General features: G+C 58.3%; 22 protein-coding genes. 16 read left to right on the top strand and 6 right to left on the bottom strand.

What is annotated here, in order from left to right; all coding sequences use genetic code 11:
- Positions 1 to 18: 18 nt before the first annotated feature.
- The 6 genes from RYB09_RS24260 to RYB09_RS24285 all read right to left on the bottom strand — a co-directional run bounded on the left by RYB09_RS24260 (position 19) and on the right by RYB09_RS24285 (position 5,089).
- Positions 19 to 669, bottom strand: a complete 651-nt coding sequence (locus RYB09_RS24260; protein ID WP_044423792.1) for a CsgG/HfaB family protein — start codon at positions 667 to 669, stop codon at positions 19 to 21.
- A gap of 260 nt (positions 670 to 929) precedes the next feature.
- Positions 930 to 1,376: a molybdopterin synthase catalytic subunit MoaE gene (gene moaE / locus RYB09_RS24265; RefSeq protein WP_044323196.1), complete on the bottom strand. Its 447-nt coding sequence runs from the start codon at positions 1,374 to 1,376 to the stop codon at positions 930 to 932.
- A gap of 2 nt (positions 1,377 to 1,378) precedes the next feature.
- Entirely contained in the window at positions 1,379 to 1,624 is a 246-nt protein-coding gene (gene moaD / locus RYB09_RS24270; protein WP_004658311.1) for a molybdopterin converting factor subunit 1, read from the bottom strand.
- A complete protein-coding gene (gene moaC / locus RYB09_RS24275; protein WP_044320541.1) occupies positions 1,621 to 2,106 on the bottom strand; it encodes a cyclic pyranopterin monophosphate synthase MoaC in 486 nt (161 codons plus the stop codon). The genes moaD and moaC overlap by 4 nt, the downstream gene beginning before the upstream one ends.
- 115 nt (positions 2,107 to 2,221) lie before the next feature.
- A complete protein-coding gene (locus RYB09_RS24280) occupies positions 2,222 to 3,616 on the bottom strand; it encodes a PhoH family protein (protein WP_002552259.1) in 1,395 nt (464 codons plus the stop codon).
- Between the two features lie 294 nt (positions 3,617 to 3,910).
- A complete protein-coding gene (locus RYB09_RS24285; protein ID WP_316890579.1) occupies positions 3,911 to 5,089 on the bottom strand; it encodes a polysaccharide deacetylase family protein in 1,179 nt (392 codons plus the stop codon).
- Between the two features lie 202 nt (positions 5,090 to 5,291).
- Between RYB09_RS24285 and yaaA the strand changes: the two genes are divergently transcribed.
- The 16 genes from yaaA to RYB09_RS24365 all read left to right on the top strand — a co-directional run bounded on the left by yaaA (position 5,292) and on the right by RYB09_RS24365 (position 25,357).
- Positions 5,292 to 6,071 (top strand): peroxide stress protein YaaA, encoded by a 780-nt coding sequence (gene yaaA / locus RYB09_RS24290; protein ID WP_058400621.1) that lies wholly within the window; start codon positions 5,292 to 5,294, stop codon positions 6,069 to 6,071.
- Between the two features lie 812 nt (positions 6,072 to 6,883).
- Positions 6,884 to 8,200: a nucleotide sugar dehydrogenase gene (locus RYB09_RS24295; RefSeq protein ID WP_002552256.1), complete on the top strand. Its 1,317-nt coding sequence runs from the start codon at positions 6,884 to 6,886 to the stop codon at positions 8,198 to 8,200.
- A gap of 100 nt (positions 8,201 to 8,300) precedes the next feature.
- Positions 8,301 to 9,782: a mannuronan synthase gene (alg8, locus tag RYB09_RS24300; RefSeq protein ID WP_002552255.1), complete on the top strand. Its 1,482-nt coding sequence runs from the start codon at positions 8,301 to 8,303 to the stop codon at positions 9,780 to 9,782.
- 40 nt (positions 9,783 to 9,822) lie between these two features.
- Positions 9,823 to 10,995: an alginate biosynthesis protein Alg44 gene (locus RYB09_RS24305; RefSeq protein WP_002552254.1), complete on the top strand. Its 1,173-nt coding sequence runs from the start codon at positions 9,823 to 9,825 to the stop codon at positions 10,993 to 10,995.
- A gap of 2 nt (positions 10,996 to 10,997) precedes the next feature.
- Positions 10,998 to 12,410 (top strand): alginate biosynthesis TPR repeat lipoprotein AlgK, encoded by a 1,413-nt coding sequence (algK, locus tag RYB09_RS24310; protein ID WP_230017611.1) that lies wholly within the window; start codon positions 10,998 to 11,000, stop codon positions 12,408 to 12,410.
- Positions 12,407 to 13,891 (top strand): alginate export family protein, encoded by a 1,485-nt coding sequence (locus RYB09_RS24315; protein WP_058409304.1) that lies wholly within the window; start codon positions 12,407 to 12,409, stop codon positions 13,889 to 13,891. Before algK ends, RYB09_RS24315 begins: the two co-directional genes overlap by 4 nt.
- 26 nt (positions 13,892 to 13,917) lie before the next feature.
- Positions 13,918 to 15,528, top strand: a complete 1,611-nt coding sequence (algG, locus tag RYB09_RS24320) for a mannuronan 5-epimerase AlgG (protein WP_316890582.1) — start codon at positions 13,918 to 13,920, stop codon at positions 15,526 to 15,528.
- Positions 15,529 to 15,542: 14 nt separating this feature from the next.
- The gene (locus RYB09_RS24325) at positions 15,543 to 16,982 is read left to right on the top strand and encodes an alginate O-acetyltransferase AlgX-related protein (protein ID WP_004663967.1); all 1,440 of its coding nucleotides are present in this window, start codon (positions 15,543 to 15,545) and stop codon (positions 16,980 to 16,982) included.
- A gap of 8 nt (positions 16,983 to 16,990) precedes the next feature.
- Entirely contained in the window at positions 16,991 to 18,127 is a 1,137-nt protein-coding gene (locus RYB09_RS24330) for a mannuronate-specific alginate lyase (protein WP_005752927.1), read from the top strand.
- 190 nt (positions 18,128 to 18,317) lie between these two features.
- Positions 18,318 to 19,874: an MBOAT family O-acyltransferase gene (locus tag RYB09_RS24335; RefSeq protein WP_058400616.1), complete on the top strand. Its 1,557-nt coding sequence runs from the start codon at positions 18,318 to 18,320 to the stop codon at positions 19,872 to 19,874.
- A 10-nt stretch (positions 19,875 to 19,884) separates the two neighbouring features.
- Positions 19,885 to 21,060, top strand: coding sequence for an alginate O-acetyltransferase (locus RYB09_RS24340; protein ID WP_031595142.1), 1,176 nt, complete (start codon positions 19,885 to 19,887; stop codon positions 21,058 to 21,060).
- A 12-nt stretch (positions 21,061 to 21,072) separates the two neighbouring features.
- Complete coding sequence (locus RYB09_RS24345) at positions 21,073 to 21,741, top strand: alginate O-acetyltransferase AlgF (RefSeq protein ID WP_002552248.1); 669 nt, start codon at positions 21,073 to 21,075, stop codon at positions 21,739 to 21,741.
- Positions 21,742 to 21,859: 118 nt separating this feature from the next.
- A complete protein-coding gene (locus RYB09_RS24350; RefSeq protein ID WP_004663964.1) occupies positions 21,860 to 23,311 on the top strand; it encodes a mannose-1-phosphate guanylyltransferase/mannose-6-phosphate isomerase in 1,452 nt (483 codons plus the stop codon).
- 259 nt (positions 23,312 to 23,570) lie between these two features.
- Positions 23,571 to 23,930 (top strand): hypothetical protein, encoded by a 360-nt coding sequence (locus tag RYB09_RS24355; protein WP_058400613.1) that lies wholly within the window; start codon positions 23,571 to 23,573, stop codon positions 23,928 to 23,930.
- 126 nt (positions 23,931 to 24,056) lie between these two features.
- Positions 24,057 to 24,521: a hypothetical protein gene (locus RYB09_RS24360; RefSeq protein WP_054077852.1), complete on the top strand. Its 465-nt coding sequence runs from the start codon at positions 24,057 to 24,059 to the stop codon at positions 24,519 to 24,521.
- 17 nt (positions 24,522 to 24,538) lie between these two features.
- Positions 24,539 to 25,357 (top strand): SDR family oxidoreductase, encoded by an 819-nt coding sequence (locus RYB09_RS24365; RefSeq protein ID WP_058400612.1) that lies wholly within the window; start codon positions 24,539 to 24,541, stop codon positions 25,355 to 25,357.
- Positions 25,358 to 25,790 lie beyond the last annotated feature (433 nt).

Raw genomic sequence — 25,790 nt, forward strand, 5'->3', positions numbered from 1 at the left:
AAATTCCCTTTTGAAATATCAGTTGGCAGTCGGTTTCCAGGCACCGCTGTCGAGCGCACGCACCATGTTGTTGACGGCTTCGCGCATGGCCAGGTCCAGAACCTTGCCGTTGAGTGTCGAGTCATAACTGGCGGTGCCGCCAAAGCCGACGACTTCACGGTTGGAAAGCTCGAACTCGCCTGCGCCCTGAGTCGAGTACACCACTTCCGAGGTGCTGATATTGACGATGTTCAACGCGACTTTCGCGTAGGCAATCTGGGATTTGCCGCGGCCCAGCAGGCCGAACAGTTGCTGATCGCCGACTTCCTTGCGACCGAACTCCGTCACGTCACCGGTCACTACGTAGTCAGCACCTTTCAAGCGCTGAGCGGTAGATTTAATAGCGGCTTCCTGCTTGATCTCCTCCATGTTGTCGCGATCCAGCACATTGAACCGGTTGGTTTGCTGCATGTGGGTGATCAGGATGGTCTTGGCTTGACCGCCAAGACGATCGACGCCATCGGAAAAGATCCCGCGCATATAGCTGGAGCGGTTATCGAACTTGCCGACCGCAACCGGATAGCGCACACCGGCATAGGCAACTCCAGCACTTTCAACCTTTGTCACAGGCAGCGCCCGCGAGCTTTCCGTTGCACAACCAGCAACCAGCAATAAAGCCGCTGTCGTCATCCCTGAAACCAAAAACTGCTGAAGTTTCTTCACATTCTGCTCCGAGCGTTTACGAAAAACTGTCCGCAACGTGGCTCGCAAAACGCGATCACGTTCGGACAGTTATTGAATAGGATTGGGCAAAGCCAATAGGCCGCTTCTTCGCGGCCGCGCATGATAGCCCGAAGCCATCTTTCTGTACCGAGAAAGATGCAAATAGACGATATAAAAAGCGGAAGGTCAGACGTTCAGGCAAAAAAGATGGGCACAACGACCAACGACTACCAGCGCCGGGCTGCTGCCTGATCGCTATCGCGGCCTTCAACCCACTGCGGTCCCTCGGAAGTCTTTTCCTTCTTCCAGAACGGCGCGCGGGTCTTGAGGTAGTCCATGACGAAATCGCAGGCTTCGAACGCTGCCTGCCGGTGAGCGCTGGCAACGCCCACGAATACTATCGGCTCGCCGGGCTCCAGCGCTCCCACCCGATGCAGCACATCGACACGCAGCAACGGCCAGCGCTGTTCGGCCTCGGCAACGATTTTTGCCAGTGCCTTTTCGGTCATGCCCGGGTAGTGCTCCAGAAACATGCCGGACACTTCACGCCCTTCGTTGAAATCCCGCACATAGCCGACAAAACTGACCACCGCGCCGATGCCGAGGTTGGCAGCATGCAGCGCGTTGACTTCAGTGCCGGGGTCGAACGCCGCAGCCTGAACACGAATGGTCATGTTCAGCCTCCGGTCACGGGCGGAAAGAACGCGACTTCATCACCATCAGACAGCGGCTCGGTCGGCTTGCAAAGCTCCTGGTTGCGGGCACACATCAGGTTCTGCTCGGCAAGGACCTGCCAGGCCTCGCCACGCTGCAACAGCGTTTGGCGCAGTGCGTCCAGCGTGTCGAACGTGCCTTCGACAGACTCGCTGTCCAGGCCAAGGACTTCACGGTAACGGGCAAAATACTGAACCTGTACCTTCATGACGAGACCTGTGCCTGATCGGCAATGAAGTGACCGCTCTTGCCGCCGAGCTTTTCCAGCAGCCGAACCGACTCGATGACCATGCCGCGATCAACCGCCTTGCACATATCGTAAATAGTCAGCGCCGCAACGCTGGCGGCAGTCAGGGCTTCCATTTCCACACCGGTCTGCCCGGCCAGCTTGCAGCTCGCAGTAATACGCACCGCATCATCGCCGTCAGCGGCGAGGTGAACCTTGATGCTGGTGAGCATCAATGGATGGCAGAGCGGGATCAGATCACTGGTTTTCTTTGCCGCCTGAATACCGGCGATACGCGCGACAGCAAATACATCCCCCTTGGGATGACCGCCGCTGACAATCATTTGCAGCGTGGTGGGCAGCATGCGTACCACTGCTTCGGCCACCGCCTCACGGGACGTCACGGCTTTATCCGTGACATCGACCATATTGGCGCGACCCTGGGAATCGAGATGAGTGAGCACAACGTTACTCCTTGGCAGAAGCAAGAAGTGTAGAGGGAGTGGCAGTTACACGCTACAAGCCGTGAGCTGCAAGCAAGGAACCCACTCACACATGGGCTCCCCGCATGCATCTGATTTACAAATGACTCTCCGCGTATTCGGCCAGTATCGAGCGTGGCACGCCTTGCAGGGTGATGTGCACGCCGTTCGGGAAGTCCTTGAAGCGCTCCGTCAGGTAGGTCAGCCCGGAACTGGTGGCTGACAGGTAAGGGGTGTCGATCTGCGCCAGGTTGCCCAGGCAGACCACTTTGGAACCGGCACCGGCACGGGTGATGATGGTCTTCATCTGGTGCGGGGTCAGGTTCTGGCATTCATCGATCAGGATCAGGCTTTGCTGGAAGCTGCGACCTCGAATGTAGTTGAGGGATTTGAACTGCAACGGCACCTTGCTGAGGATGTAGTCGACACTGCCATGAGTGTTTTCATCATCCATGTGCAGGGCTTCAAGGTTGTCGGTGATCGCGCCGAGCCAAGGCTCCATCTTTTCCGCCTCGGTGCCGGGCAGGAAGCCAATCTCCTGATCCAGGCCCTGAACACTGCGGGTAGCGATGATGCGCCGGTAGCGCTTGGTGACCATGGTCTGCTCGATGGCAGCGGCCAACGCCAGAATGGTTTTACCCGAACCCGCGGCACCGGACAGGTTGACCAGGTGAATATCCGGGTCAAGCAGTGCGAACAACGCCAGCCCCTGATAGATATCACGCGGTTTCAGGCCCCAGGCTTCCTGATGCAGCAGTGGCTCCTGATGCATGTCCAGAATCAGCAGTTCGTCGTTCTTGACGCCCTTGATCCAGCCTACGAAGCCCTGTTCATCGACAATAAACTCGTTGATATGAACCGCAGGCAGCATTTCATTGAGCTGTACGCGGTGCCAGGTACGGCCACGCTCCTGACGGGTGTCGACCTTGTTGACGCGGTCCCAGAACGAACCGGTCATGTCGTGGTAGCCACGCGATAACAGCGAAACGTCGTCGACCAGCTGGTCGGTGCTGTAATCCTCGGCCGCAATGCCACAGGCGCGGGCCTTGAGGCGCATGTTGATGTCTTTGGTCACCAGCACAACGCTCAAGTCCTTGTTGCGCGCATGCAGGTCGATCAATTGGTTGATGATGATGTTGTCGTTGAGGTGTTCGGGGAGCAGGCTGTTGGGTTCCTCGCGTTTGCTCATCAAAATCGACAGAAAACCTTTGAAAACACCGGTCCCGCGGTCGATCGGCACGCCCTTTTCAACTTCTTCAGGGTTAGCCTCGCCGAGGGTCTTGTCGATCAGGCGGATGGCCTGGCGGCACTCGGCAGCAACCGAATGTTTACCGGCCTTGAGTTTGTCCAGTTCCTCCAGAACCGTCATGGGGATGGCGACGTGGTGTTCTTCGAAATTCAGCAGTGCGTTTGGGTCATGAATCAATACGTTGGTATCGAGCACGTAAAGGATTGGCTGGTTAGTGGAAGGGGTGCGTCCGTGGTCATCCATACTCGCTCACCTTTGTAGAAGCCGGGCGACGCAGAACCACGACAGTACTGCGCCACGAAAAGGCCGCCGGATTCTTCCCTTCAGGCAGGGGAGAAATGTCGCTCAAGGTGGGTCTTGGAAGACGCCACCTGTGTTGCAGGTTTCGGCGGTCTGTATTCGTAATACAGCAAAAGGGATGACAGAAAAAAGCTCTTTGACAGTTTTTTGAAGTTTATTTCACAGCCTGACGAATAGAGCTTGGCGGACGTACACAGCACGTTTAAAGTCGGAAGTCCACCCACGCCGAATCTGCCTTCATTCCCCCTCGGGCGCAGCCTCTTCACTGCTCTGCGGCCCTTGTTCTACGGGGCTTTCAGAGATATTCCGGCAATCGTCCCAGATCAACTCGCTTTGCGCGGTATTGGCCAGCAGCAACGGCAGTGCGGACTGCGCCTTGTTGGCCACGTCGTGGAAGACCACCGTGCCCTTGCGCCAGAGCAGCATGAGGGTCAGCACGCGGTCGCCCACCTGCTCTGCCGAAAGCCGCCCGGTGTTGTCATCGGCGTCGATGTTCCACAATGACACGCGTAAATGCTCGGCGCGGAAGAAGTCTCCGCTATCGGCCCGCCGATGGCCGTAAGGCGGGCGAAACAGCGGCACGAAATTATCCGGCAGCACACGCTGAACCAGTGCCGCACTGCGTTGCACTGAATCCTGCCAGTCCAGCCACTGGCTATGCGAACGATACTCCCACCCTTGAATGCCCACGCACTGCTGGCGATACAGCGCCTGCAAGCTTGTGGTCGATGTGCTGTCGAGGCGCTCCTGAAGGCTCTTGCCCAGCACAAAGAAGGTGGCGGTCATCTTCTGCTGACGCATGAAGTCGGCCAACCAGTCGGTTCCGCCATCGACCGGGCTCGGGCCGCTTTCGAAATTGAGCATGAAGGTGCGGTCCGGCATCTCGTCGCCACTCATCTCATCAGAGTTGTAGCGCTCGATCTCGCTGCTGGTCTGCGGGAACAAGGCAGCCATGAATAGCAGCTCGTTCAAATAACGCTGATGGAACACGGCGCCGGGTCTGGCCCAGTTGGCGTAGAACGAGTCGTTCGACACCTGAAACTCTTCAGCGCGCTGACGTAACTGGTCCATGTCCTCGACCAGCACGCAAAAGTTGGCATCCTGCTCGCAGCTCTTTTGGGCATTCTGATAGTTTTCCAGCAAGCGCAGCCACAGACGATGGCGGACCACGTTCAACGAAGGCACGTTGACGAAGCGCAGGCCGAGGCGCTGCTTGAGCCCTTCCTCGTCCAGCTTCTCGCTGAGGTACAGTTCGTGGGCAAAGGCAAGGATTTCCGCGCGCGACGCGACGTCGAACAACCCCGGCGTTTCAAGGCGCTCAGGCCACACACTGCGGTCTATGGTGGCAGTGACCGGCACTGCCGCCTGCGCCTGGAGCCAGAACAGACCTGCACACACTGCTAAAACAATACGCAAACCCGATGCCCTCTCGATCAACCGTTAACATCATGACCAACGCGCCACTATAGCTGATATGAGCCTGGCTTCTTATGTCGGTGCGCATACAAAGCCGCACGACATGCTGGCGTGACAAACACGCCGAATTCTATCGTTACCATAGCTGGAGTCATGAGCCATCAGCCCCTAGAATCCCCGGACGATCAAAGGAGACGACTTCATGCTGATGGTGATTTCCCCGGCAAAAACCCTCGATTTCGAGACCCCGCCCACTACCGGACGCTTCACTCAGCCGCAGTATCTGGATCATTCTCAGGAGCTGATCACCCAACTGCGTGAACTGACGCCGGCGCAGATCAGCGAACTTATGCACCTGTCCGACAAGCTTGCCGGGCTGAACGCGGCACGCTTCGGCAGCTGGAACCCGGCCTTTACACTCGACAATGCCAAGCAGGCGCTGCTGGCCTTCAAAGGCGATGTGTATACCGGCCTGCAGGCCGAAACACTGAGCGACGCGCAGCTCGACTACGCCCAGGATCACCTGCGCATGCTGTCCGGCCTCTATGGGCTGTTGCGCCCGCTGGACCTGATGCAGCCGTATCGCCTGGAAATGGGCACGCGACTGGCCAACGCTCGTGGCAAGGATCTCTACGCGTTCTGGGGCACGCAGATCAGCGAATGGTTGAATGAAGCGCTGGCAGCTCAGGGCGACGACCTGCTGCTCAATCTTGCATCTACCGAGTACTTCTCTGCGGTCAAACGTTCAGCGCTCAACGCCCGGATCATTGACACCGAGTTCAAGGACTTCAAGAACGGGCAGTACAAGATCATCAGCTTCTATGCCAAGAAAGCGCGCGGCATGATGAGCCGTTTCGTCATTGAGGAACGTATCAACAGCCCCGAGGCGTTACAGGCGTTCGATGTTCAGGGCTATCGTTATAACCGTGAGCAGTCGACGCCCGACAAGTTGGTGTTTTTGCGCAACGTCACAGAAGACTAGATACTGTAACCGTCGTGTAACGCATGGTTGTTACACGACCTGTCCTACGATCCAACAGCAAATGCCAACATCGTGACGCCAGATAAACGTCAACTTTTCGACGGCACACTCCCGCCTGATTTTTTCATGAAAAAAAATCCATTTTTTTACGTAGTGGCTTTTTAGCTTTTTACCGTAATGGCACTTCAATACCTACCCCGCTGTAATCCCCGCAAACTAAGGCTTTTAAGAAAAAAGCCATCATCGCGATACTGCCCCCGTCACAAACTGGATACACCAAAATCTGCAAATCAGGACGAGCGGCCCGGAACTAAATGGGAATTCCTACGCTCCTACATCCCGTAACAATTCTGGGCTGACGTGTAAGAGATCACTTACAGGTCGACCGGAAAAACGGGAAGTTACCGACAGGGAAGCCAGGTTCACACAACACTGGCGTCAGGTATCAGAACTAAACTCACATCACTAGTTGATGTTGTAGACAGGCGAAGCGCCAAACAGGTGTGATGCGCAGGATTCGACAAGGTCTGCCAAGGCTCTAGCCAGAGGCTTTCCGAACGAGGTCCGCCGTCGATCGTCAAACAGGAGTGGTTTACTGCATCCAAGGAGAGCAGGGCCCTGCCCACCGGACAGGTCACTTGCCGCTTGTACTTAGTGTCATTTGAGTTCGCCTCACCTATTTGGGCACTCACTCATTAAATATGCCTGCGTTAGTTCTACGGCGTTGTTAGCCGTAACGGATAGCGCGTGACATCTGCTGGCCAAAATTAATATCCAGCCAATTTATGGCGTGAAAAATCGAGGAGAATACGATGCGTATCAGCATATTTGGTTTGGGTTATGTCGGTGCAGTCTGTGCCGGTTGCCTGTCTGCCCGCGGTCACGATGTAGTTGGTGTGGATATTTCCAGCACCAAGATCGATCTGATCAACAACGGCAAATCACCTATCGTTGAACCGGGTCTGGAAGAGCTGCTGCAGAAAGGTATCAGTACCGGAAAACTGCGCGGCACTACCGACTTCGCCGAAGCCATTCGCGCCACTGACCTGTCGATGATCTGTGTCGGTACGCCGAGCAAGAAGAACGGCGATCTGGAACTCGATTACATCGAGTCGGTGTGCCGCGAAATTGGTTATGTCCTGCGTGACAAAGCCACCCGCCACACCATCGTTGTTCGCAGTACTGTATTGCCAGGCACGGTTGCCAACGTGGTCATCCCGATTCTGGAAGACTGCTCCGGCAAGAAAGCCGGTGTTGATTTCGGTGTTGCCGTCAACCCTGAGTTCCTGCGCGAAAGTACCGCAATCAAGGACTACGACCTGCCGCCAATGACCGTGATCGGCGAGTTCGATAAAGCCTCGGGCGACGTGCTGCAATCGCTGTACGAAGAACTCGACGCACCGATCATCCGCAAGGACATCGCCGTTGCCGAAATGATCAAGTACACCTGCAACGTGTGGCACGCCACCAAGGTTACTTTCGCCAACGAAATCGGCAACATTGCCAAGGCCGTCGGCGTCGATGGTCGTGAAGTGATGGACGTGGTCTGCCAGGACAAGGCGCTGAACCTGTCCCAGTACTACATGCGCCCAGGCTTCGCATTCGGCGGCTCCTGCCTGCCAAAAGACGTTCGCGCCCTGACCTACCGCGCCAGCAGCCTGGATGTCGAAGCGCCGTTGCTCAACTCGTTGATGCGCAGCAACACCTCGCAAGTGCAGAACGCTTTCGACATGGTTGCCAGCTACGACACCCGCAAGGTTGCACTGTTGGGCCTGAGCTTCAAGGCCGGTACTGACGACCTGCGCGAAAGCCCGCTGGTAGAACTGGCCGAAATGCTGATCGGCAAGGGCTTCGACCTGAGCATCTTCGACAGCAACGTCGAATATGCACGCGTTCACGGTGCCAACAAGGACTACATCGAATCCAAGATTCCGCACGTATCGTCGCTGCTGAATTCGGACTTCGATCAGGTCATCAACGACTCTGACGTGATCATCCTTGGCAACCGCGATGAGCGTTTCCGCGCCCTCGCCAACAAGACTCCCGAAGGCAAGCGCGTCATCGATCTGGTGGGTTTCATGACCAACGCCACCAGCGAAGACGGTCGCGCCGAAGGTATCTGCTGGTAAATCAGCCGCAAGCCACAAGCGCCAGGCTCCAGGCCACAGGCTCAATCAATGTGCTTGCAGCCTGGGGCTTGAGGCTCGCAACTGACTTAGGGATACGATTATGCAGAGGCTCAAGCACGGCCTGTTACAGGCCGCAGGTTGGCTGTTCTATTTAAGTTTACTCATGGGCCTTGCCGCGGCATTGCCTACCAGTATCTTCGACTCACAGTCGAAGAACTTTATATTCCTGATTGGCGCCGTTGGTATCTGGCGCTACTCGATGGGAATCACGCACTTCGTACGCGGGATGATTTTCCTGTACATCGTCTACCCGCACTTGCGCCGCAAGGTTCGCAAGCTGGGCAGTGCAGCAGACCCGTCCCATGTGTTTCTGATGGTCACCAGTTTCCGCATCGACGCGCTGACGACCGCACAGGTCTACAACTCGGTTATCCGCGAAGCCATCGACTGCGGCCTGCCGACGACTATCGTCTGCTCGTTGGTGGAAATGTCCGATGAGCTGCTGGTCAAGAGCATGTGGGCGAAGTTCAACCCGCCGGAGCGCGTCAAGCTGGACTTCGTACGCATTCCGGGCACCGGCAAGCGCGATGGTCTGGCCTATGGCTTCCGCGCCATCTCGCGTCACTTGCCTGACAGCCGTGCCGTGGTTGCAGTGATCGACGGCGACACCGTGCTCAACGAAGGTGTGGTCGCCAAGACCGTGCCGTGGTTCCAGCTTTTCGACAATGTCGGCGGCCTGACCACCAACGAGTTCTGCGAAGTACGTGGCGGCTACATCATGAGCGAGTGGCACAAGCTGCGTTTCGCTCAGCGTCACATCAACATGTGCTCGATGGCCCTGTCCAAACGCGTATTGACCATGACCGGTCGCATGTCGGTGTTCCGCGCAACCGTGGTAACCGACCCCGAGTTCATTGCCGACGTGGAAAGCGACTCGCTCAATCACTGGCGTCTGGGCACCTTCCGCTTCCTGACCGGCGACGACAAGTCCAGCTGGTTCAGCCTGATGCGCCTGGGGTACGACACGTTCTACGTGCCGGACGCAGCGATCAACACCGTGGAACACCCGCCCGAAAAGAGCTTCCTGAAGGCCAGCCGCAAGCTTATGTATCGCTGGTACGGCAATAACCTGCGTCAGAACTCGCGTGCATTGGGTCTGGGCGTACGTCGCCTGGGGATTTTCACCAGCATCGTACTGTTCGACCAGCGGGTGTCGATGTGGACCTCCATCCTCGGTCTGACCGTCGCCCTGATCGCCAGCTTCAAGTATGGCGGCGCGTTCCTGTTGATGTATCTGCTGTGGATCGGCATGACCCGTCTGATCCTCACCCTGCTGCTGTCCCTCTCGGGACACAGAATCGGGCCTGCCTACCCGATCATTCTCTATTACAACCAGATCGTCGGCGCGCTGATGAAGATCTATGTCTTCTTCCGGCTGGACCGCCAGTCCTGGACACGCCAGGACACCAAACTGAGCCGCGACATGGCCAGCTTTCAAGGCTGGTTCAACACGTGGTCGTCCCGAACCATGACTTTCTCGGCTGGCACCATCTTCGTCGCTGTGCTGTTGACGATGGTTTGACCGGGCCAACGGATTAATCGCTTAAGTAGGAAAATTAGCCATGAATACAGCCGTGAATGCGAACGTCGTACATGAATCCGAAGCCCAGCGCCAACACGCGCGGATCAAGATCCCTGCCAAGCTGCGCCTGCTGAATGATCAGCCCAACGCGCCACTGGTACGTATCGAAGACCTGTCGGCCGGTGGCCTGAGCTTCGTTGCTCCGTCCGGGCAGAAATTCAGCGAAGGGCAGATCGTCAAGGGACGCCTGCAATTCATCATCGACAACCTTGGCCTGGCCATGGACGTCGATCTGCAGGTGCGCTCGATCGACAACGCCAGCAACCGCATCGGTTGCCAGTTCCAGAATCTGGAACCTCAGGACATCGCTACCCTGCGCCACCTGATCACCTCGCACCTGTCCGGCGAAGTCGTCACCCTGGGCGAAGTGCTGGCCACGCTGCAGCGCGACAACTTCACCAAGGCACGCAAGGTCAAGGGCAAGGACAGCGGCATGAGCGCCATGGGTCGCCTGCGCGCCGTGACCTTCAGCCTGGGCGTGTTCATTGTCGGTCTGGCCGCTTTCGGCTTCATCTTCAAGACAATCTACGGCCTGTACTTCGTCAGCCATGCATCGGCCGGTCTGGTCACCATTCCAAGCATGGACGTGACCATGCCACGTGAAGGTACCGTACAAAGCCTGGTCGCCCAGAATGGCGAAGCCGCCAAAGGCGCGCCACTGGCAACCTTCAACACCAGCATGCTGGAAATGCTCAAAGGCAGCCTGACCGGTGAAGACCTGCAGCCCGCCAAGATCGAAGAGCTGTATGGCAAGCAGATGAGCGGCACAATGACTAGCCCGTGCGATTGCGTCGTGGCTCGCCAACTGGTTGCCGACGGTCAGTTCGCGTCCAAGGGTCAGGTGATCTTCCAACTGGTGCCACGCAACGCGCCGGCCACTGTTGAAGCTCGCTTCACCTATCGCCAGTTCAACGACGTCAAGCCAGGCACACGTGTCAGCTTCCAGATCGCTGGCGAAGACAAACTGCGCACTGGTCAGATCGTCAGCAGCACCAACCTCAGCGACGCCGACCTGTCCACTGACATCCGCGTGCAGATCAAGCCTGACGAAAGCCTGAGCAGCTCGCTTGCCGGTCGCCCTGTCGAAGTGGTCAGCGATCGCGGCCCGTCCGTGAACTGGCTGATCGATAAAGCAATGGCTGCGGGTCTGTAACCATGAACAGCCCACTACGACGCCTGTCGACCCCCACGCTACTGAGCCTCGCCGTCGCGCTCGGCCTGAGCGGCTGTGCCGGCCTGCCTGATCAACGCCTTGCCAATGAAGCCCTGAAAAACGGCGACACTGCATTGGCGGAGCAGAACTATCGGCAGCTGGCGGACCTGGGCTACAGCGACGCGCAAGTCGGCCTTGCTGATATTCAGGTCGCGACTCGCGACCCGGCTCAGCTCAAGCAGGCCGAGGCTACCTACCGCGCTGCCGCGCAGACCTCCCCTCGGGCGCAGTCGCGCCTGGGCCGTCTGCTGGCTGCCAAGCCCGACGCTACCGAAGCCGAACATCGCGAAGCCGAAGGCCTGCTGAAAAAGGCCTTCGCCAATGGCGAATCCGGCACTCTGATCCCGCTGGCGATGCTGTATCTGCAATACCCGCACACCTTCCCTGAAGTGAATGCGCAACAGAAGATCAGTGAGTGGCGCGCTGCCGGTTATCCGGAGGCAGGTCTGGCTCAGGTGCTGCTGTATCGCACGCAAGGCACTTATGCTCAACACCTCGATGAGGTCGAGAGCATCTGCAAACAGGCACTGTCAGCCACGGATATCTGCTACGTCGAGCTGGCTACTGTCTACCAGACACGCGGCCAGGCCGAGCAGCGCACGGCCTTGATCGAAAAGCTCAAGAGCGACTACGCCGCTGGCCGCGTCAATGCTCAACGAGTGGACAGCGTCGCGCGCGTGCTGGGTGACTCCACCATCGGTACGCCAGACGAAAAGACCGCTCAGCAATTGCTGGAAAGCGTTGCGCCTGGCTACCCGGTCTCGTGGGTCACGCTGGCCAAACTGCTTTACGACTTCCCCGAACTGGGCGACGTCAACAAGATGATGGAATACCTGAACAACGGCCGCGCGGCCGATCAGCCTCGCGCCGAGCTGCTGCTTGGACGCCTGTACTACGAAGGCAAATGGGTCACGCCCGATGCCTTCAAGGCCGAGGAGCACCTGAAGAAAGCCACAGCAACGGAGATTTCCGCCCATTACTACCTGGGTCAGATCTACCGCCGTGGCTACCTCGGTCAGGTGTACTCGCAAAAAGCCGTGGACGAGTTGCTGACCGCCGCCCGTGGTGGCCAGAACAGCGCAGATTTCGCCCTCGCGCAACTGTTCTCGCAGGGCAAGGGCACGATGCCCGACCCGGTCAACGCCTGGGTGTTCGCGCAACTGGCGCTGGCCAGTCAGACCCCGCAAGCGACCGAGCTTGCCGAGGCCCTCAATACACAACTGCCGCCTGAAAAGCTCGCCACCGCCAAAGACCTGTTGGCACGCGAGCAAAAAGTCCGGGGCGCTAACGCTACTCAGAACGCGATGGCATTGCAGGCCCTGCAAGAAGAAAAAGACGGTGAGGAAGCATTATGAAGTTGAATCCCCTGATGGCCGCCGGCATGGGCCTTGGCTTCACCCTGTTGTGGGCCTGCCCGACACTGGCAGCGCTGACCGAACAACCGCAAAATTTCGGTATCGAAATCAAAGCCACGGCGCAGGCCGAGGATGATCGCGATCTGGGCACCCGTTCGGGCGGCGACGTCAACGGTGTGGGCCTGGACCTGCGCCCTTGGGTCTATGGCGAGCGCGGCGACTGGAGCGGTTACGCGATGGGCCAGGTGGTCACCGCCACCGACATCATTCAGACCGACCCGCTGGAGCAGAGCAACAGCGACGGCAGCGGCACCCAGACTTCGCGTGGCACGGCCAGCGAGCGCGAAACCGACAAGACCTACGCCGCACTGCGTGAGTTCTGGATCGGCTACAGCGGTTTCACGCCCTACCCTGGCGAGATCCTGAAAGTCGGTCGTCAGCGTCTGCGTAACGACGACGGTCAATGGCACGACACCAATATCGAGGCCATCAACTGGTCGTTCGATACCACGCTGCTGCGCGCTGAACTGGGTGCTGCCCAGCGTTTCAGCGAATACCGCACCGACCTGACCGAACTGGCACCTGACGACGAAGATCGCAAGCACCTGTTCGGCTCGGTGAGCTACCAGTGGACACCAGGCCATTGGGCCGGTATCCGTGCTCACCACAGTGCCGACGACGGCAAGCTCAAGTCGCAGGGCCAGGTGCTGGATGATCTGGACAAGACCTCCAATGGCGATCTGACCTGGGTCGGCCTGCAGGCTGACAGCGATGCCTACAACTATCGCAGCAACACCAATCAGCTCAACTACTGGGGCAGCCTGACCTGGCTGAACGGAACGCGCGACGAGATCGGCGTGACCTCCGCTCCCAACGACCAGTTCATCGCCGGCGAAAAGAATAGCCGTGACATGAATGGCTGGGCCACCGACCTGGGCCTGCGCCTGCGTCTGGACCCGCAATGGCAAGTCGGCGCCGCCTACTCGCGCGCCAGCAAGGACTACGTCCAGAACGGTCTGGAAAGTAACCGCTCCAACTGGACCGGTACGCGTTCGCGCATCCATCGTTTCGGTGAAGCCTTCCAGGGCGAAATGGCCAACGTGGAAACCGGCTCGCTGTTCGCCTCCTGGCAGATGAACGAGGAATACGACGCGTCGCTGATCTACCACAAGTTCCGTCGCGTGGACGGCAACACCGGTATCGGTGGCTCGGGCATCAACGCGGTGAACGACAACCAGAACGGTACGTTCAGCTCGCTGCCGCTGGAAGACGGCAGCAAGGACCTGGGTCAGGAAATGGACCTGGTCGTGACCAAGTACTTCAAGCAAGGCCTGCTGCCGGCTTCGCTGAGCCAGTCGTTCGATGAACCTTCGGCACTGGTGCGCCTGCGCGCAGGTGTCTTCAAGCCAGGCGACGCGTATCAGAACAACGTGGACAGCTACATGCACCGCGCTGTTGTCGACGTCATCTGGCGCTTCTGATGCGAACCGCCAAAGGAGTGCCAGAGATGAACAGTCATACAAGCAACGGGCGTAGCCGACACTGGCCGCACACCCTGCTCGAAAGCGCACTGCTGACCAGCGCTCTGCTGATGGCCAGCGGTGTGGCGCTGGCTAACGCCCCTGTCGTAACCGATGCACAGAAGGCGGTGGTCAAAGAGCTCCACGAGGCCAAGACCTACACCATCACCAGCCCGCCGACCGAGCCGTTGGAAATGGCCAAGCCGGTGTTGCCCGACCTCAAGGGCTACACCGCCGAAGCCGCCCTGAAAAAGATCGTGCGCAACAAACCGGGCAAGGTCACTGTTTCGCGGATGATGGAAGAAACCGGCCTGAAGGAATTCATCGGCGGCGATAACAAGATGGCCGAATGGGTCAACCGTCAGCGCGGCATCCCGCAGGCCATCATGATTTCCGACGGCTACGTGAACCTGCAGGACCTGGCCAAAAAGGTGCCCAAGCAGTTCCTCAATGAAGTGTCGCCGGGTGTCTATGTGGCGCGCCTGCCGATCCTGGTCAAGGAGACCGGGATCTTCGAGATCGACAGCAAGACCAAGGAATTGCGTCTGTCTCAGGAAAAAGGTTCGTTCATCGTCAGCGAAGGCAAGATGCTGATCACTCACACTCAGGTCAATGCCTGGAGTGAAACCCGCAACAGCCTGGCGACCTATCGCAAGCCTGACGAGTTTCGTCCGTTCCTGCTGACCTGGGGTGGCTCGGAAACCTGGATCGCCAACACCAAAATGGCGAGCATGGGTTACGACCAGAGCAAGTCCTACGGCATCAGTATTTCCCAGTACACGCCCAACACCGCGAAGATTCTCAAGCGTGCCGAACCGACGGGCTGGATCATCGATTCAGAGTTCTCGGACATGTGGTACGGCTTCTACTGCTATGAAACCCGCGACTTCGTGGTCAAAGGCAACACCTACCGCGACAACATCATTTACGGCATTGACCCGCACGACCGTTCGCACGGTCTGATCATCGCCGAAAACGACGTTTACGGGACCAAGAAGAAGCACGGGATCATCATTTCCCGGGAAGTCGACAACAGCTTCATCTTCCGCAACAAGAGCCACAACAACAAATTGTCCGGCGTGGTTCTGGACCGTAACAGCGTCGGCAACATCGTCGCCTACAACGAGATTTACCAGAACCACACTGACGGCATCACCCTGTACGAAAGCGGCAACAACCTGCTGTGGGGCAATCGCGTGATCGCCAACCGCCGCCACGGTATCCGCGTGCGTAACAGCGTGAATATCAAGCTGTACGAGAACGTCGCCATGGGCAATGGCCTGATGGGCGTTTACGGCCACATCAAGGACTTGAGCGACACCGACCGCGACATTGAGCTCGATCCGTTCGACGCTCAGGTCTCGCTGATCATGGTTGGCGGCGAACTGTCCAGCAATGGTTCCGGCCCGCTGTCCATCGACTCGCCACTGAGTGTCGAGCTGTATCGCGTCTCGATGCTGATGCCTACCAAAGAAGTCGGCATCAGCCTCAACGGCGTCCTCGGTGAGCGCCAGGACGAAATCCTCGACCTGCTGGTACGCCAGAAGAAAGCCGTATTGATCGACCCCGTCGAAAGCCAGACCGAGCTGCGGGAATGAGGAAGGGTATTGTTATGCATGCACATCTGATCAAGCTGTTGAGCCTGTCCAGCCTCACCGCCGCCTTGATGGCCGCCGCTGGTGTCGCTCGGGCAGACGACTCGCAAGCGCCGACGTTCAAGGCCGAGCCTTGCTGCTCACTGTGCCCGGCCGCGCATGATGCGAAAAACTACACCACGCGCTATCAGCAGAACTTCACCACACTGGTCCAGGCTCAGGGCGACTGGCTGTTTCGGACTCAAGAAGACCTGCGCACCGAATTCGACACCACGCCTGCCGGCTACCGCCGCATGAAAGAACTGCACGATGCGTTCAAAAGCAAAGGCGTCGAACTGGTAGTGGTCTATCAACCGACCCGTGGTCTGGTAGATCGCAACAAGCTGTTTCCAGCCGAGCGCGACAAGTTCGACTACGACAAGGCACTGAAAAACTATCAGGCCATGCTCGGCCGCTTCAGCAAGATGGGTTACTGGGTCCCGGACCTGTCGCCGTTGACCAACGAGCAGCAGGCGCATGACTTCTACTTCCGCGGTGACCAGCACTGGACGCCTTACGGCGCACAACGCACGGCGAAGATTGTCGCTGAAACCGTGAAGAAGGTTCCGGGTTACAGCGACATCCCCAAGCGTGAGTTCGAAAGCCATATTTCCGGACGCATGGGCAAAACGGGCACTTTGCACAATATGGCGGGTCAATTGTGCGGCACCAGCTATGCGATCCAGTACATGGATCAGTTCACCACCGAACCCAAGGGTGAGGCGGGCGACGGTGACCTGTTCGGCGATTCCGGCAACCCGGAGATCACGCTGGTCGGCACCAGTCACAGCGGCAAGAACTACAACTTCGCTGGCTTCCTGCAGGAATACATGGGTGCCGACGTGTTGAACGTAGCGTTCCCTGGTGGTGGTCTGGAAGGTTCGATGCTGCAGTACCTGGGCAGTGAAGACTTCCAGAAGCGTCCGCCGAAAATTCTCATCTGGGAATTCTCGCCGCTGTATCGCCTGGATCAGGAAACCATCTATCGCCAGATGATGGCGCTGCTGGACAACGGCTGCGAAGGCAAGCCTGCGGTAATGAGCGCCAGCACCACCCTCAAGCCGGGCACCAACGAAGTGTTGGTCAATGGCAAGAATGGCATCAAGGATATCCGCAACGGCAGCAATCAGATCGATATCAAGTTTGACGATACTTCGGTGAAAGTCCTTCAAGCCAGGCTCTGGTACATGAACGGGCGTCACGAAGATCTGAAAATCGAAAAACCGGAAACGTCCGATACCGACGGACGCTTCGCGTTCGAACTGCGCGAAGACGAGGACTGGGCTAACCAGCAATTGCTGGCGCTGGAAATCCAGGGACCGGAGGCAGGCACGGCACCACAGAAAGTCGAAGCCAAAGTATGCAAACGCAACGTGTTCCCGAGCGCTGCGACACACACCGCTCAAGCCGGACTATGAGGTGACTTATGCAGACTCCTAAACTGATACGCCCTACCCTGCTGTCGATGGCAATTCTGTCATCGATGGCCTGGGCTACGGGTGCGTCCGCCGCACTGGTTCCACCCAAGGGCTATGACGCCCCGATCGAAAAAATGAAGACGGGCGATCACAATTTCAGCTGTGAAGCCATTCCAAAGCCGTACACCGACAAGCTGGTTTTCCGCAGCAAGTACGAAGGTTCGGACAAGGCACGTGCGACCCTCAACGCCGTGTCGGAAGAAGCATTTCGCGATGCGACCAAGGACATCACTGACCTTGAGCGCGGCGTCAGCAAAGTCGTGATGCAGTACATGCGTGACGGTCGTCCGGAACAGCTCGATTGCGCGCTGAACATGATGACCACCTGGGCCAAGGCCGATGCGCTGGAGTCGCGCGAGTTCAACCACACCGGCAAGTCCATGCGCAAATGGGCACTGGGCAGCATGTCCTCCGCCTACCTGCGTCTGAAGTTCTCCGAGTCGCACCCGCTGGCCAATCGTCAGCAGGACGCGAAGATCATCGAAGCATGGTTCAGCAAGCTGGCCGACCAGGTGGTCAGCGACTGGAGCAACCTGCCGCTGGAAAAAATCAACAACCACTCGTACTGGGCCGCCTGGTCAGTGATGGCAACCGCCGTCGCCACCAACCGCCAGGACCTGTTCGACTGGGCTGTGAAGGAATACAAGGTCGCCGCCAATCAGGTGGACAAGGACGGTTTCCTGCCTAACGAGATGAAGCGTCGTCAACGCGCGCTGTCGTATCACAACTACGCCCTGCCGCCGCTCGCGATGATCGCCAGTTTCGCCCAGGCCAACGGTGTCGATCTGCGTCCGGAAAACAATGGTGCCTTGAAGCGTCTGGGTGACCGTGTGCTGGCCGGCGTCAAAGACCCTTCGATTTTCGCTGAACACAACGGCGAGAAACAGGACATGACGGACTTGAAGAAAGATCCGAAATTCGCCTGGCTCGAACCGTACTGCTCGCTCTACACCTGCAGCCCGGATGTGCTGGAAGAGAAACACGAAAAGCAGCCGTTCAAGACTTTCCGCCTCGGCGGTGACCTGACCAAGGTCTACGACCCGACGCACGAGAAAGGCGACAAGGGCGACAACGACGGCTCGTGATTCACAGAGTTCTTTGTAGGAGCGAGCTTGCTCGCGAAGAGGCACGCCCAGGCGCTGAATCCGTGAGACCGGACCTCGCCTGAGCTGCTTCACCGACAAGCCGTAACGCGACGTGTTTTACCCCCCAATTTCAACGGGGGGTTTGGGGGGGCTTTGAGCCCTTGAATGTTGGACAAACGGAGAGATAAGGATGGTTTTCTCATCCAACGTGTTCCTGTTCCTGTTCATGCCGATCTTCCTCGGCTTGTACTACTTGAGCGGGCAACGCTATCGCAATCTGCTGTTGCTGATTGCCAGCTATATCTTCTACGCCTGGTGGCGTGTGGACTTTCTGGCGTTGTTCATCGGCGTGACCGTCTGGAACTACTGGATCGGTCTCAAGGTAGGCGCAGCAGGTGTGCGGACCAAACCGGCACAGCGCTGGCTGCTGCTCGGCGTAATCGTGGACCTGTGTATTCTGGGCTACTTCAAATACGCCAACTTCGGTGTGGACAGCATCAACGCAGCCATGACCTCGATGGGTCTGGAACCGTTCATCCTGACCCACGTGCTGTTGCCGATCGGTATCTCGTTCTATGTCTTCGAGTCCATCAGCTACATCATCGACGTTTACCGCGGTGACACCCCGGCCACGCGCAACCTGATCGACTTCGCTGCATTCGTCGCGATCTTCCCGCACCTGATCGCCGGCCCCGTGCTGCGTTTCCGCGATCTGGCCGACCAGTTCAACAACCGCACTCACACGCTGGACAAGTTCTCTGAAGGTGCCACGCGCTTCATGCAGGGCTTCATCAAGAAAGTGTTTATCGCCGACACCCTGGCGGTGGTCGCCGACCACTGCTTCGCCTTGCAAAACCCGACCACCGGCGACGCCTGGCTGGGTGCGCTGGCCTACACCGCGCAGCTGTACTTCGACTTCTCCGGTTATAGCGACATGGCCATCGGTCTGGGTCTGATGATGGGTTTCCGCTTCATGGAAAACTTCAAACAGCCCTACATCAGCCAGTCGATCACCGAGTTCTGGCGTCGCTGGCACATCAGCCTGTCCACCTGGCTGCGTGACTACCTGTACATCACGCTGGGCGGCAACCGTGGCGGCAAGGTCGCGACCTACCGCAACCTGTTCCTGACCATGCTGCTCGGCGGTCTGTGGCACGGTGCCAACGTCACCTACATCATCTGGGGTGCCTGGCACGGCATGTGGCTGGCGATCGAAAAAGCGGTCGGTATCAACACCAAACCCTACAGTTTCAACCCGATCCGCTGGGCACTGACCTTCCTGCTGGTGGTCATAGGCTGGGTCATCTTCCGCGCTGAAAACCTGCATGTCGCCGGTCGTATGTACAGCGCCATGTTCAGCTTCGGCGAGTGGCAGCTGTCGGAACTCAACCGCGCCAGCCTGACCGGTCTGCAAGTGGCAACACTGGTGGTGGCGTATCTGACGCTGGCGTTCTTCGGTCTGCGCGACTTCTACCAGAACCGCGAAAAAGACACCGGCAAGAGCGCCAAGGCTGACGGTCCTGCGACCGCCCAACCGGGCACCATCAAGGCCGTTCCCGGCGATGCTCCCGGCAGTCTGCACCTGCCAGGTTACACCGTGGGCAGCGAAGCCCAGGTGCAGCCCGCGTACTGGGTTGCCGACTGGCCACGTTACGCCATGCGTGCACTGATCCTGCTGCTGTTCGTGGCTTCGATTCTCAAACTCTCGGCGCAAAGCTTCTCGCCGTTCCTTTACTTCCAGTTCTGAGGAGCCTGACATGACCCGTTCATTACGAATCCTCTATATCGCCATCTTCCTGGCCATTCTGCTGGTCCTGGGCGTCTGGTCGCTGCGCAGCTTCAGCACCTTCTCGACGTCGGCCGAGACCACTGTGCTCAACGGCAAATGGACCAAGGCGGCGGAAACTCATTACGACGATGAGTTCCCGATCAAGCGCCTGGGCACCAACCTCTGGGCGGCGCTGGATTTCAAACTGTTCAACGAAGGTCGTCCGGGCGTAGTGCTCGGCAAGGACCAGTGGTTGTACACCGACGAAGAGTTCGACGCGGTTGCCAACGGCGAGCAGAACGAAGCCGACAACCTGGCGATCATTCAGGGTGTGCGTGACGCGCTGGAAAAACAGGGCACCAAACTGGTCCTGGCGATTGTTCCGGCAAAAACCCGTCTGTACCCGGAGCACATCGGTGACAGCAAGCCTGCCAGCCTGCACACCGACCTGTATCAGCAGTTCCACGCTCAGGTCGCCAAGGCCGGGATCTTTGCCCCGGACCTGTTGGCACCGCTGCAAGCTGCCAAGCAACAGGGCCAGGTTTTCCTGCGCACCGACACCCACTGGACGCCAATGGGTGCCGAAGTCGCCGCGCAGCAACTGAGCGCCGCGATTGCCCAGAAAACACCACTGGAAGGTGAACCTGAGCAGTTCGTCACACAAGCCAAGGGAACCGAAGCCTACAAAGGTGACCTGACTACATTCCTGCCGCTCGATCCGCTGTTCAGCAACATGCTGCCCAAGCCGGACGAGTTGCAGAAACGCAGTACCGATCCGGTAGCAGGCGAAGCGGCAGGCGGTGACGCACTGTTCGCAGACAGCGACATCCCGGTGGGTCTGGTGGGCACCAGCTACAGCGCCAACCCTAACTGGAACTTCGTCGGTGCCTTGAAAGAAGCGCTGCGCAGCGATGTCGTCAACTACGCCGAAGACGGCCATGGCCCGATTCTGCCGATGCTCAAGTACCTGCAGACCGATGCTTTCAAGAACACCCCGCCGCAAGTGGTGATCTGGGAATTCCCGGAGCGCTACCTGCCGGCACACAACGATCTTGGCGAGTTCGATCCGAAGTGGATCGCCGAGCTGAAGAAATCGCGTGACACCCAAGAAAACGTGGCGCTCAACGCCAAACAATCCGAGTCGCCCAACCGGGCGCAAAACTGAGAGGACTGACTCATGACTTTTAACACTACTGCCAACCGTTCGGCCGCAAAACGCATTTTCAAAACCTGCGCAATGGCCGCAGGTCTGGGCCTGATGTCCCTGCAGGCTTTCGCCGGTGACTCCGCCCTGTACGGCCCGACCGCACCAAAAGGCTCGACCTTCGTGCGTGTCTACAACGCCAGCAACGCCGAAATCAGCGCCACCGTTGGCAACACCAACCTCAACGAAGTCGCGCCACTGGGCAGCACTGCGTTCAGCTTCATGCCACAGGGCGACTACACCGCCAAGCTGGGCAGCCAGAGCCTGCCGGTGAAACTGGCGGGTGATCACTACTACACCATCGTCAACAACGCCAGCGGCAAACCGCAGCTGGTTGAAGAGCCGCCGTTCAAGAACAAGCAGAAATCCCTGGTTCGCGTTCAGAACCTCAGCGACAAGTCCCTGACTCTGAAAACCGCCGACGGCAAGACCGAAGTGGTCAACGCCGTAGCGGCCAAAGGCACCGGCGAGCGTGAGATCAATCCGGTCAAAGTCAGCCTGGCGCTGTACGACGGCGACAAGAAAGTCACCGATGTGAAACCAGTGGCACTGGAGCGTGGCGAAGCCGCTGTGCTCTACATCACCGGCAGTGGCAGCAGCCTCTCGCCAGTGTGGGTCAAGCCACCGGTCGCAACCCGCTAAACGGATTATGCAGGTCGGTTCAGGGCATCAGCGTTGAACCGACCCGCGCGGAACAAGAACAAGACAGAAACGACAGACACCTCGTACGGCCCTAATTGAATGCTTTTGGAGAAACAAAATGATTCCAGTTATCTTGTCAGGCGGTAGTGGTTCACGACTCTGGCCGCTTTCGCGTAAACAATTCCCTAAACAGTTCCTGGCGTTGACCGGCGAGCACACCCTGTTCCAGCAAACCCTGGAGCGTCTGGTGTTCGAGGGCATGCAGGAGCCTATCGTGGTCTGCAACAAGGACCACCGTTTCATCGTCAACGAGCAACTGGCTGCACTGAACCTGGAAACCCAGGCGATCCTCATGGAACCGTTCGGCCGCAACACCGCGCCAGCCGTTGCCCTGACCGCCATGAAGCTGGTCAACGAAGGCAACGACGGCCTGATGCTGGTACTGCCAGCCGACCACGTCATCGAAGACCAAAAAGCCCTGCAACGCGCACTGGCACTGGCGACCGTCGCCGCAGAACGTGGCGAAATGGTGCTGTTCGGCGTACCGGCCAACAAGCCTGAAACCGGCTACGGCTACATCAAGTCCACCGCCGATGCCCTGCTGCCGGAAGGCGTCAGCCGCGTGTCGCAGTTCGTCGAAAAGCCTGACGAAAAACGCGCCAGGGAATTCGTCGAAGCCGGTGGTTACTACTGGAACAGCGGCATGTTCCTGTTCCGCGCCAGCCGCTTCCTGGAAGAGCTGAAAAAGCACGATCCGGACATCTACGACACCTGCCTGCTGACCCTTGAGCGCAGCGTGCAGGACGGCGATGCGCTGGAAATCGACGCTTCCACCTTCGCCTGCTGCCCGGACAATTCCATCGACTACGCGGTCATGGAAAAAACCCAGCGCGCCTGCGTCGTACCGCTGTCGGCCGGCTGGAGCGATGTCGGCTGCTGGTCGTCGCTGTGGGAAGTCAACGCCAAGGACGCCAACGGCAACGTCACCAAGGGCGACGTCGTCATCCAGGACAGCCGCAACTGCATGATCCACGGCAACGGCAAACTGGTGTCGGTGATCGGTCTGGACAACATCGTGGTCGTCGAAACCAAGGACGCGATGATGATTGCCCACAAGGACAAGGTCCAGGGCGTCAAGCAGATGGTCGCCACCCTCAACGAACAGGGCCGCACCGAGACCCAGAACCACCTCGAAGTGTACCGTCCGTGGGGCTCCTACGATTCGGTGGACATGGGCGGTCGCTTCCAGGTCAAGCGCATCTCCGTCAAGCCGGGTGCCTGCCTGTCGCTGCAGATGCACCACCACCGCGCCGAACACTGGATCGTGGTATCCGGTACTGCGCAGGTGACCTGTGACGAGAACGTGTTCCTGCTCACCGAAAACCAGTCCACCTACATCCCGATCGCCTCGGTCCATCGCCTGCGCAACCCAGGCAAGATCCCGTTGGAAATCATCGAAGTGCAATCGGGCAGCTACCTGGGCGAAGACGACATCGAGCGTTTCGAAGATATCTACGGTCGTTCGAACGCGCTTGAAGCGGGTGTGAAGACGCAAACTATCGCTCGTTGATAGGGTTTTAGCTGCACGCTACATAGCCTCCGGCGACTCATTGTTGCCGGGGGCTTTTTCATTTGCATAGGTATGCTTGCTTATACACATTCATAACCCGCCAGGTACTTACAGTTCTGTAAACCTCAAGTCCCTGCAACCTTAAATACGCGGCTATTAGCCACTGTCATTTCTGTCAGTAGTACTACCTGCCCACCATGGTTAGGATTGTTTGAACGCAGCCAGCCAACGCTGCACGTTCAAACAGGAGCTATCCGATATGGCTACGCCATCTGCACCCACCCTCCCGACCCCGGTTGTACAAGGAGCGTCAGCAAAAAAAGAAATCTCGTTGAGTAAAGGCATCGTTCTGGAATTACCCGCATTCAAAGACCCACGCTGTACCTTCGTCATACTGAACCTGGTCAATGCAGATAACAGCAACCGTCCGCTGTTATCAGGCTCATCGCCCATAACATCAGGTGAACCAACAATCATAACGCTTGAGAATACAGGCACGGATCCATCCATGATCTTTAAACCGACCCACAAGGCCAGGATTACCGGCACTGTGCAGGTGACAGATATGGACACTTGGCCCGATACCCCGGAATCTGCCGTTTACAGCTTTATTGAGTAATATCAGCCTGGCGCGAAGAGACCTCGGTGAGCATCGGAGTTTCTTTGACCTGTCTCATGTACCGTCATTGGTCAACCACACTGGTTTCTGTAGGATGTCCGGCACTGCCCCCTGCTGGAGACCTGCATGTTTATCGGCATCCTGTTGATCCTGACCTGGCTTGTGTTGTTATTGCGCTACCCCGCCAAGGCCTTGCCGGTCTCGTTGGCTGCGGCGGTCGGGCTTGGGGTCGTGGCGGCTGTGGTGATCTGGCAGGACAGCCAGGAAACGCGCCAGCTTGAGCGCCTGGAAATCCGCCTCGGATACGATCCGCAAGGCTGCCCGGCAGATCGTCCCTTGCAGGTCAGCATCACCAATACCAATCAGGTCGCGTTGCAGGAACTGCGCTGGCGGATCGCGGCCTATGCGCCCGGCGACTCGGTGAATCTGGCGGATAACACCTACACCTCTGCACGCTACCGCGGCCCCGGCGAACTTCAGGCCAAAGGTACGTGGCAGGATTGCGTGCCACTGCCTGCACTGCGCAATGGCTATCGCCCGCAAACCCTGGAATTTCGCGCAGAACATCTACAAGGCAGTTTCTCGGACTGACCACAAGGATCTCCCTCATGCCCATCGCTTTGATTACAGGCTGTTCCAGCGGAATCGGTCGTGCACTGGCCGATGCGTTCAAGGCCACTGGCTATGAAGTCTGGGCCACTGCACGCAAGGCCGAGGATGTCGCTGCACTCAGTGCCGCAGGCTTCATTGCCGTGCAGCTGGATGTCAACGACGGACTGGCGCTGGAGCAACTGGCCGTCGGCCTGGAGCACAGCGGTCTGGATGTGTTGATCAATAACGCTGGCTATGGCGCGATGGGGCCGCTGCTCGACGGCGGCGTGGATGCCTTGCAGCGGCAGTTTGAAACCAATGTGTTTTCCGTCATCGGCGTTACCCGCGCGCTGTTTGCGGCGCTGCGTCGCAACAAAGGCCTGGTAGTCAATATCGGTAGCGTTTCAGGTGTATTGGTCACCCCTTTTGCGGGTGCTTACTGCGCTTCCAAGGCCGCGGTGCATGCCCTCAGCGATGCGCTGCGTCTGGAGTTGGCACCATTTGGCGTACAGGTGATGGAGGTCCAGCCCGGCGCCATTGCTTCAAGCTTCGCAAAAAACGCCAGTCACGAAGCCGAGCAGTTGATCAGCGAGCAATCACCCTGGTGGCCGATCCGCGAAGGCATTCGCGCACGCGCCAAGGCTTCACTGGACAACCCTACACCCGCAACAGAATTCGCCCGCGACCTGCTCAAAGCCGTGCAACACACCCATCCGCCACGCCTTCTGCGTCTTGGCAACGGCTCACGCCTACTGCCGCTGATGGCGTGGTTGCTGCCCAAAGGGCTACTGGATATGGGCCTGAGAAAACGCTTTGGATTGAACACCGACTTGTGACGCAGAGCGTCACGAACTGCATTCCCACGCTGGAGCGTGCGGAACGATCACCTGCCTATCGTGCAACGCTCCGATTCGTCAATCCCAATGCTGGAGCGTAGGAAGCGATCATCGCAATTATCGTGCGACGCTCCGCGTCGCATGCCGTTCTGGACGCTCTGCGTCCTCAAGCATCAGCCGCCTACCGGCCTGACGATCACCGTGCAGGTCATCCCCGCCACCAGCACCGCTGTTCTGTAGCCGAGTCTTGTAACTATCGTGCGACGCTCCGCGTCGCATGCCGTTCTGGACGCTCTGCGTCCTCGAGCATCAGCCGTCTATCGGCCTGACGATCACCGTGCAGGTCATTCCCGCCGCCAGCACCGCTGTTCTGTAGCCGAGTCTTGTAACTATCGTGCGACGCTCCGCGTCGCATGCCGTTCTGGACGCTCTG

Source organism: Pseudomonas syringae group sp. J254-4, from assembly GCF_032586855.1.
In the GTDB taxonomy this organism is placed as follows: Bacteria; Pseudomonadota; Gammaproteobacteria; order Pseudomonadales; family Pseudomonadaceae; genus Aquipseudomonas; species Aquipseudomonas amygdali.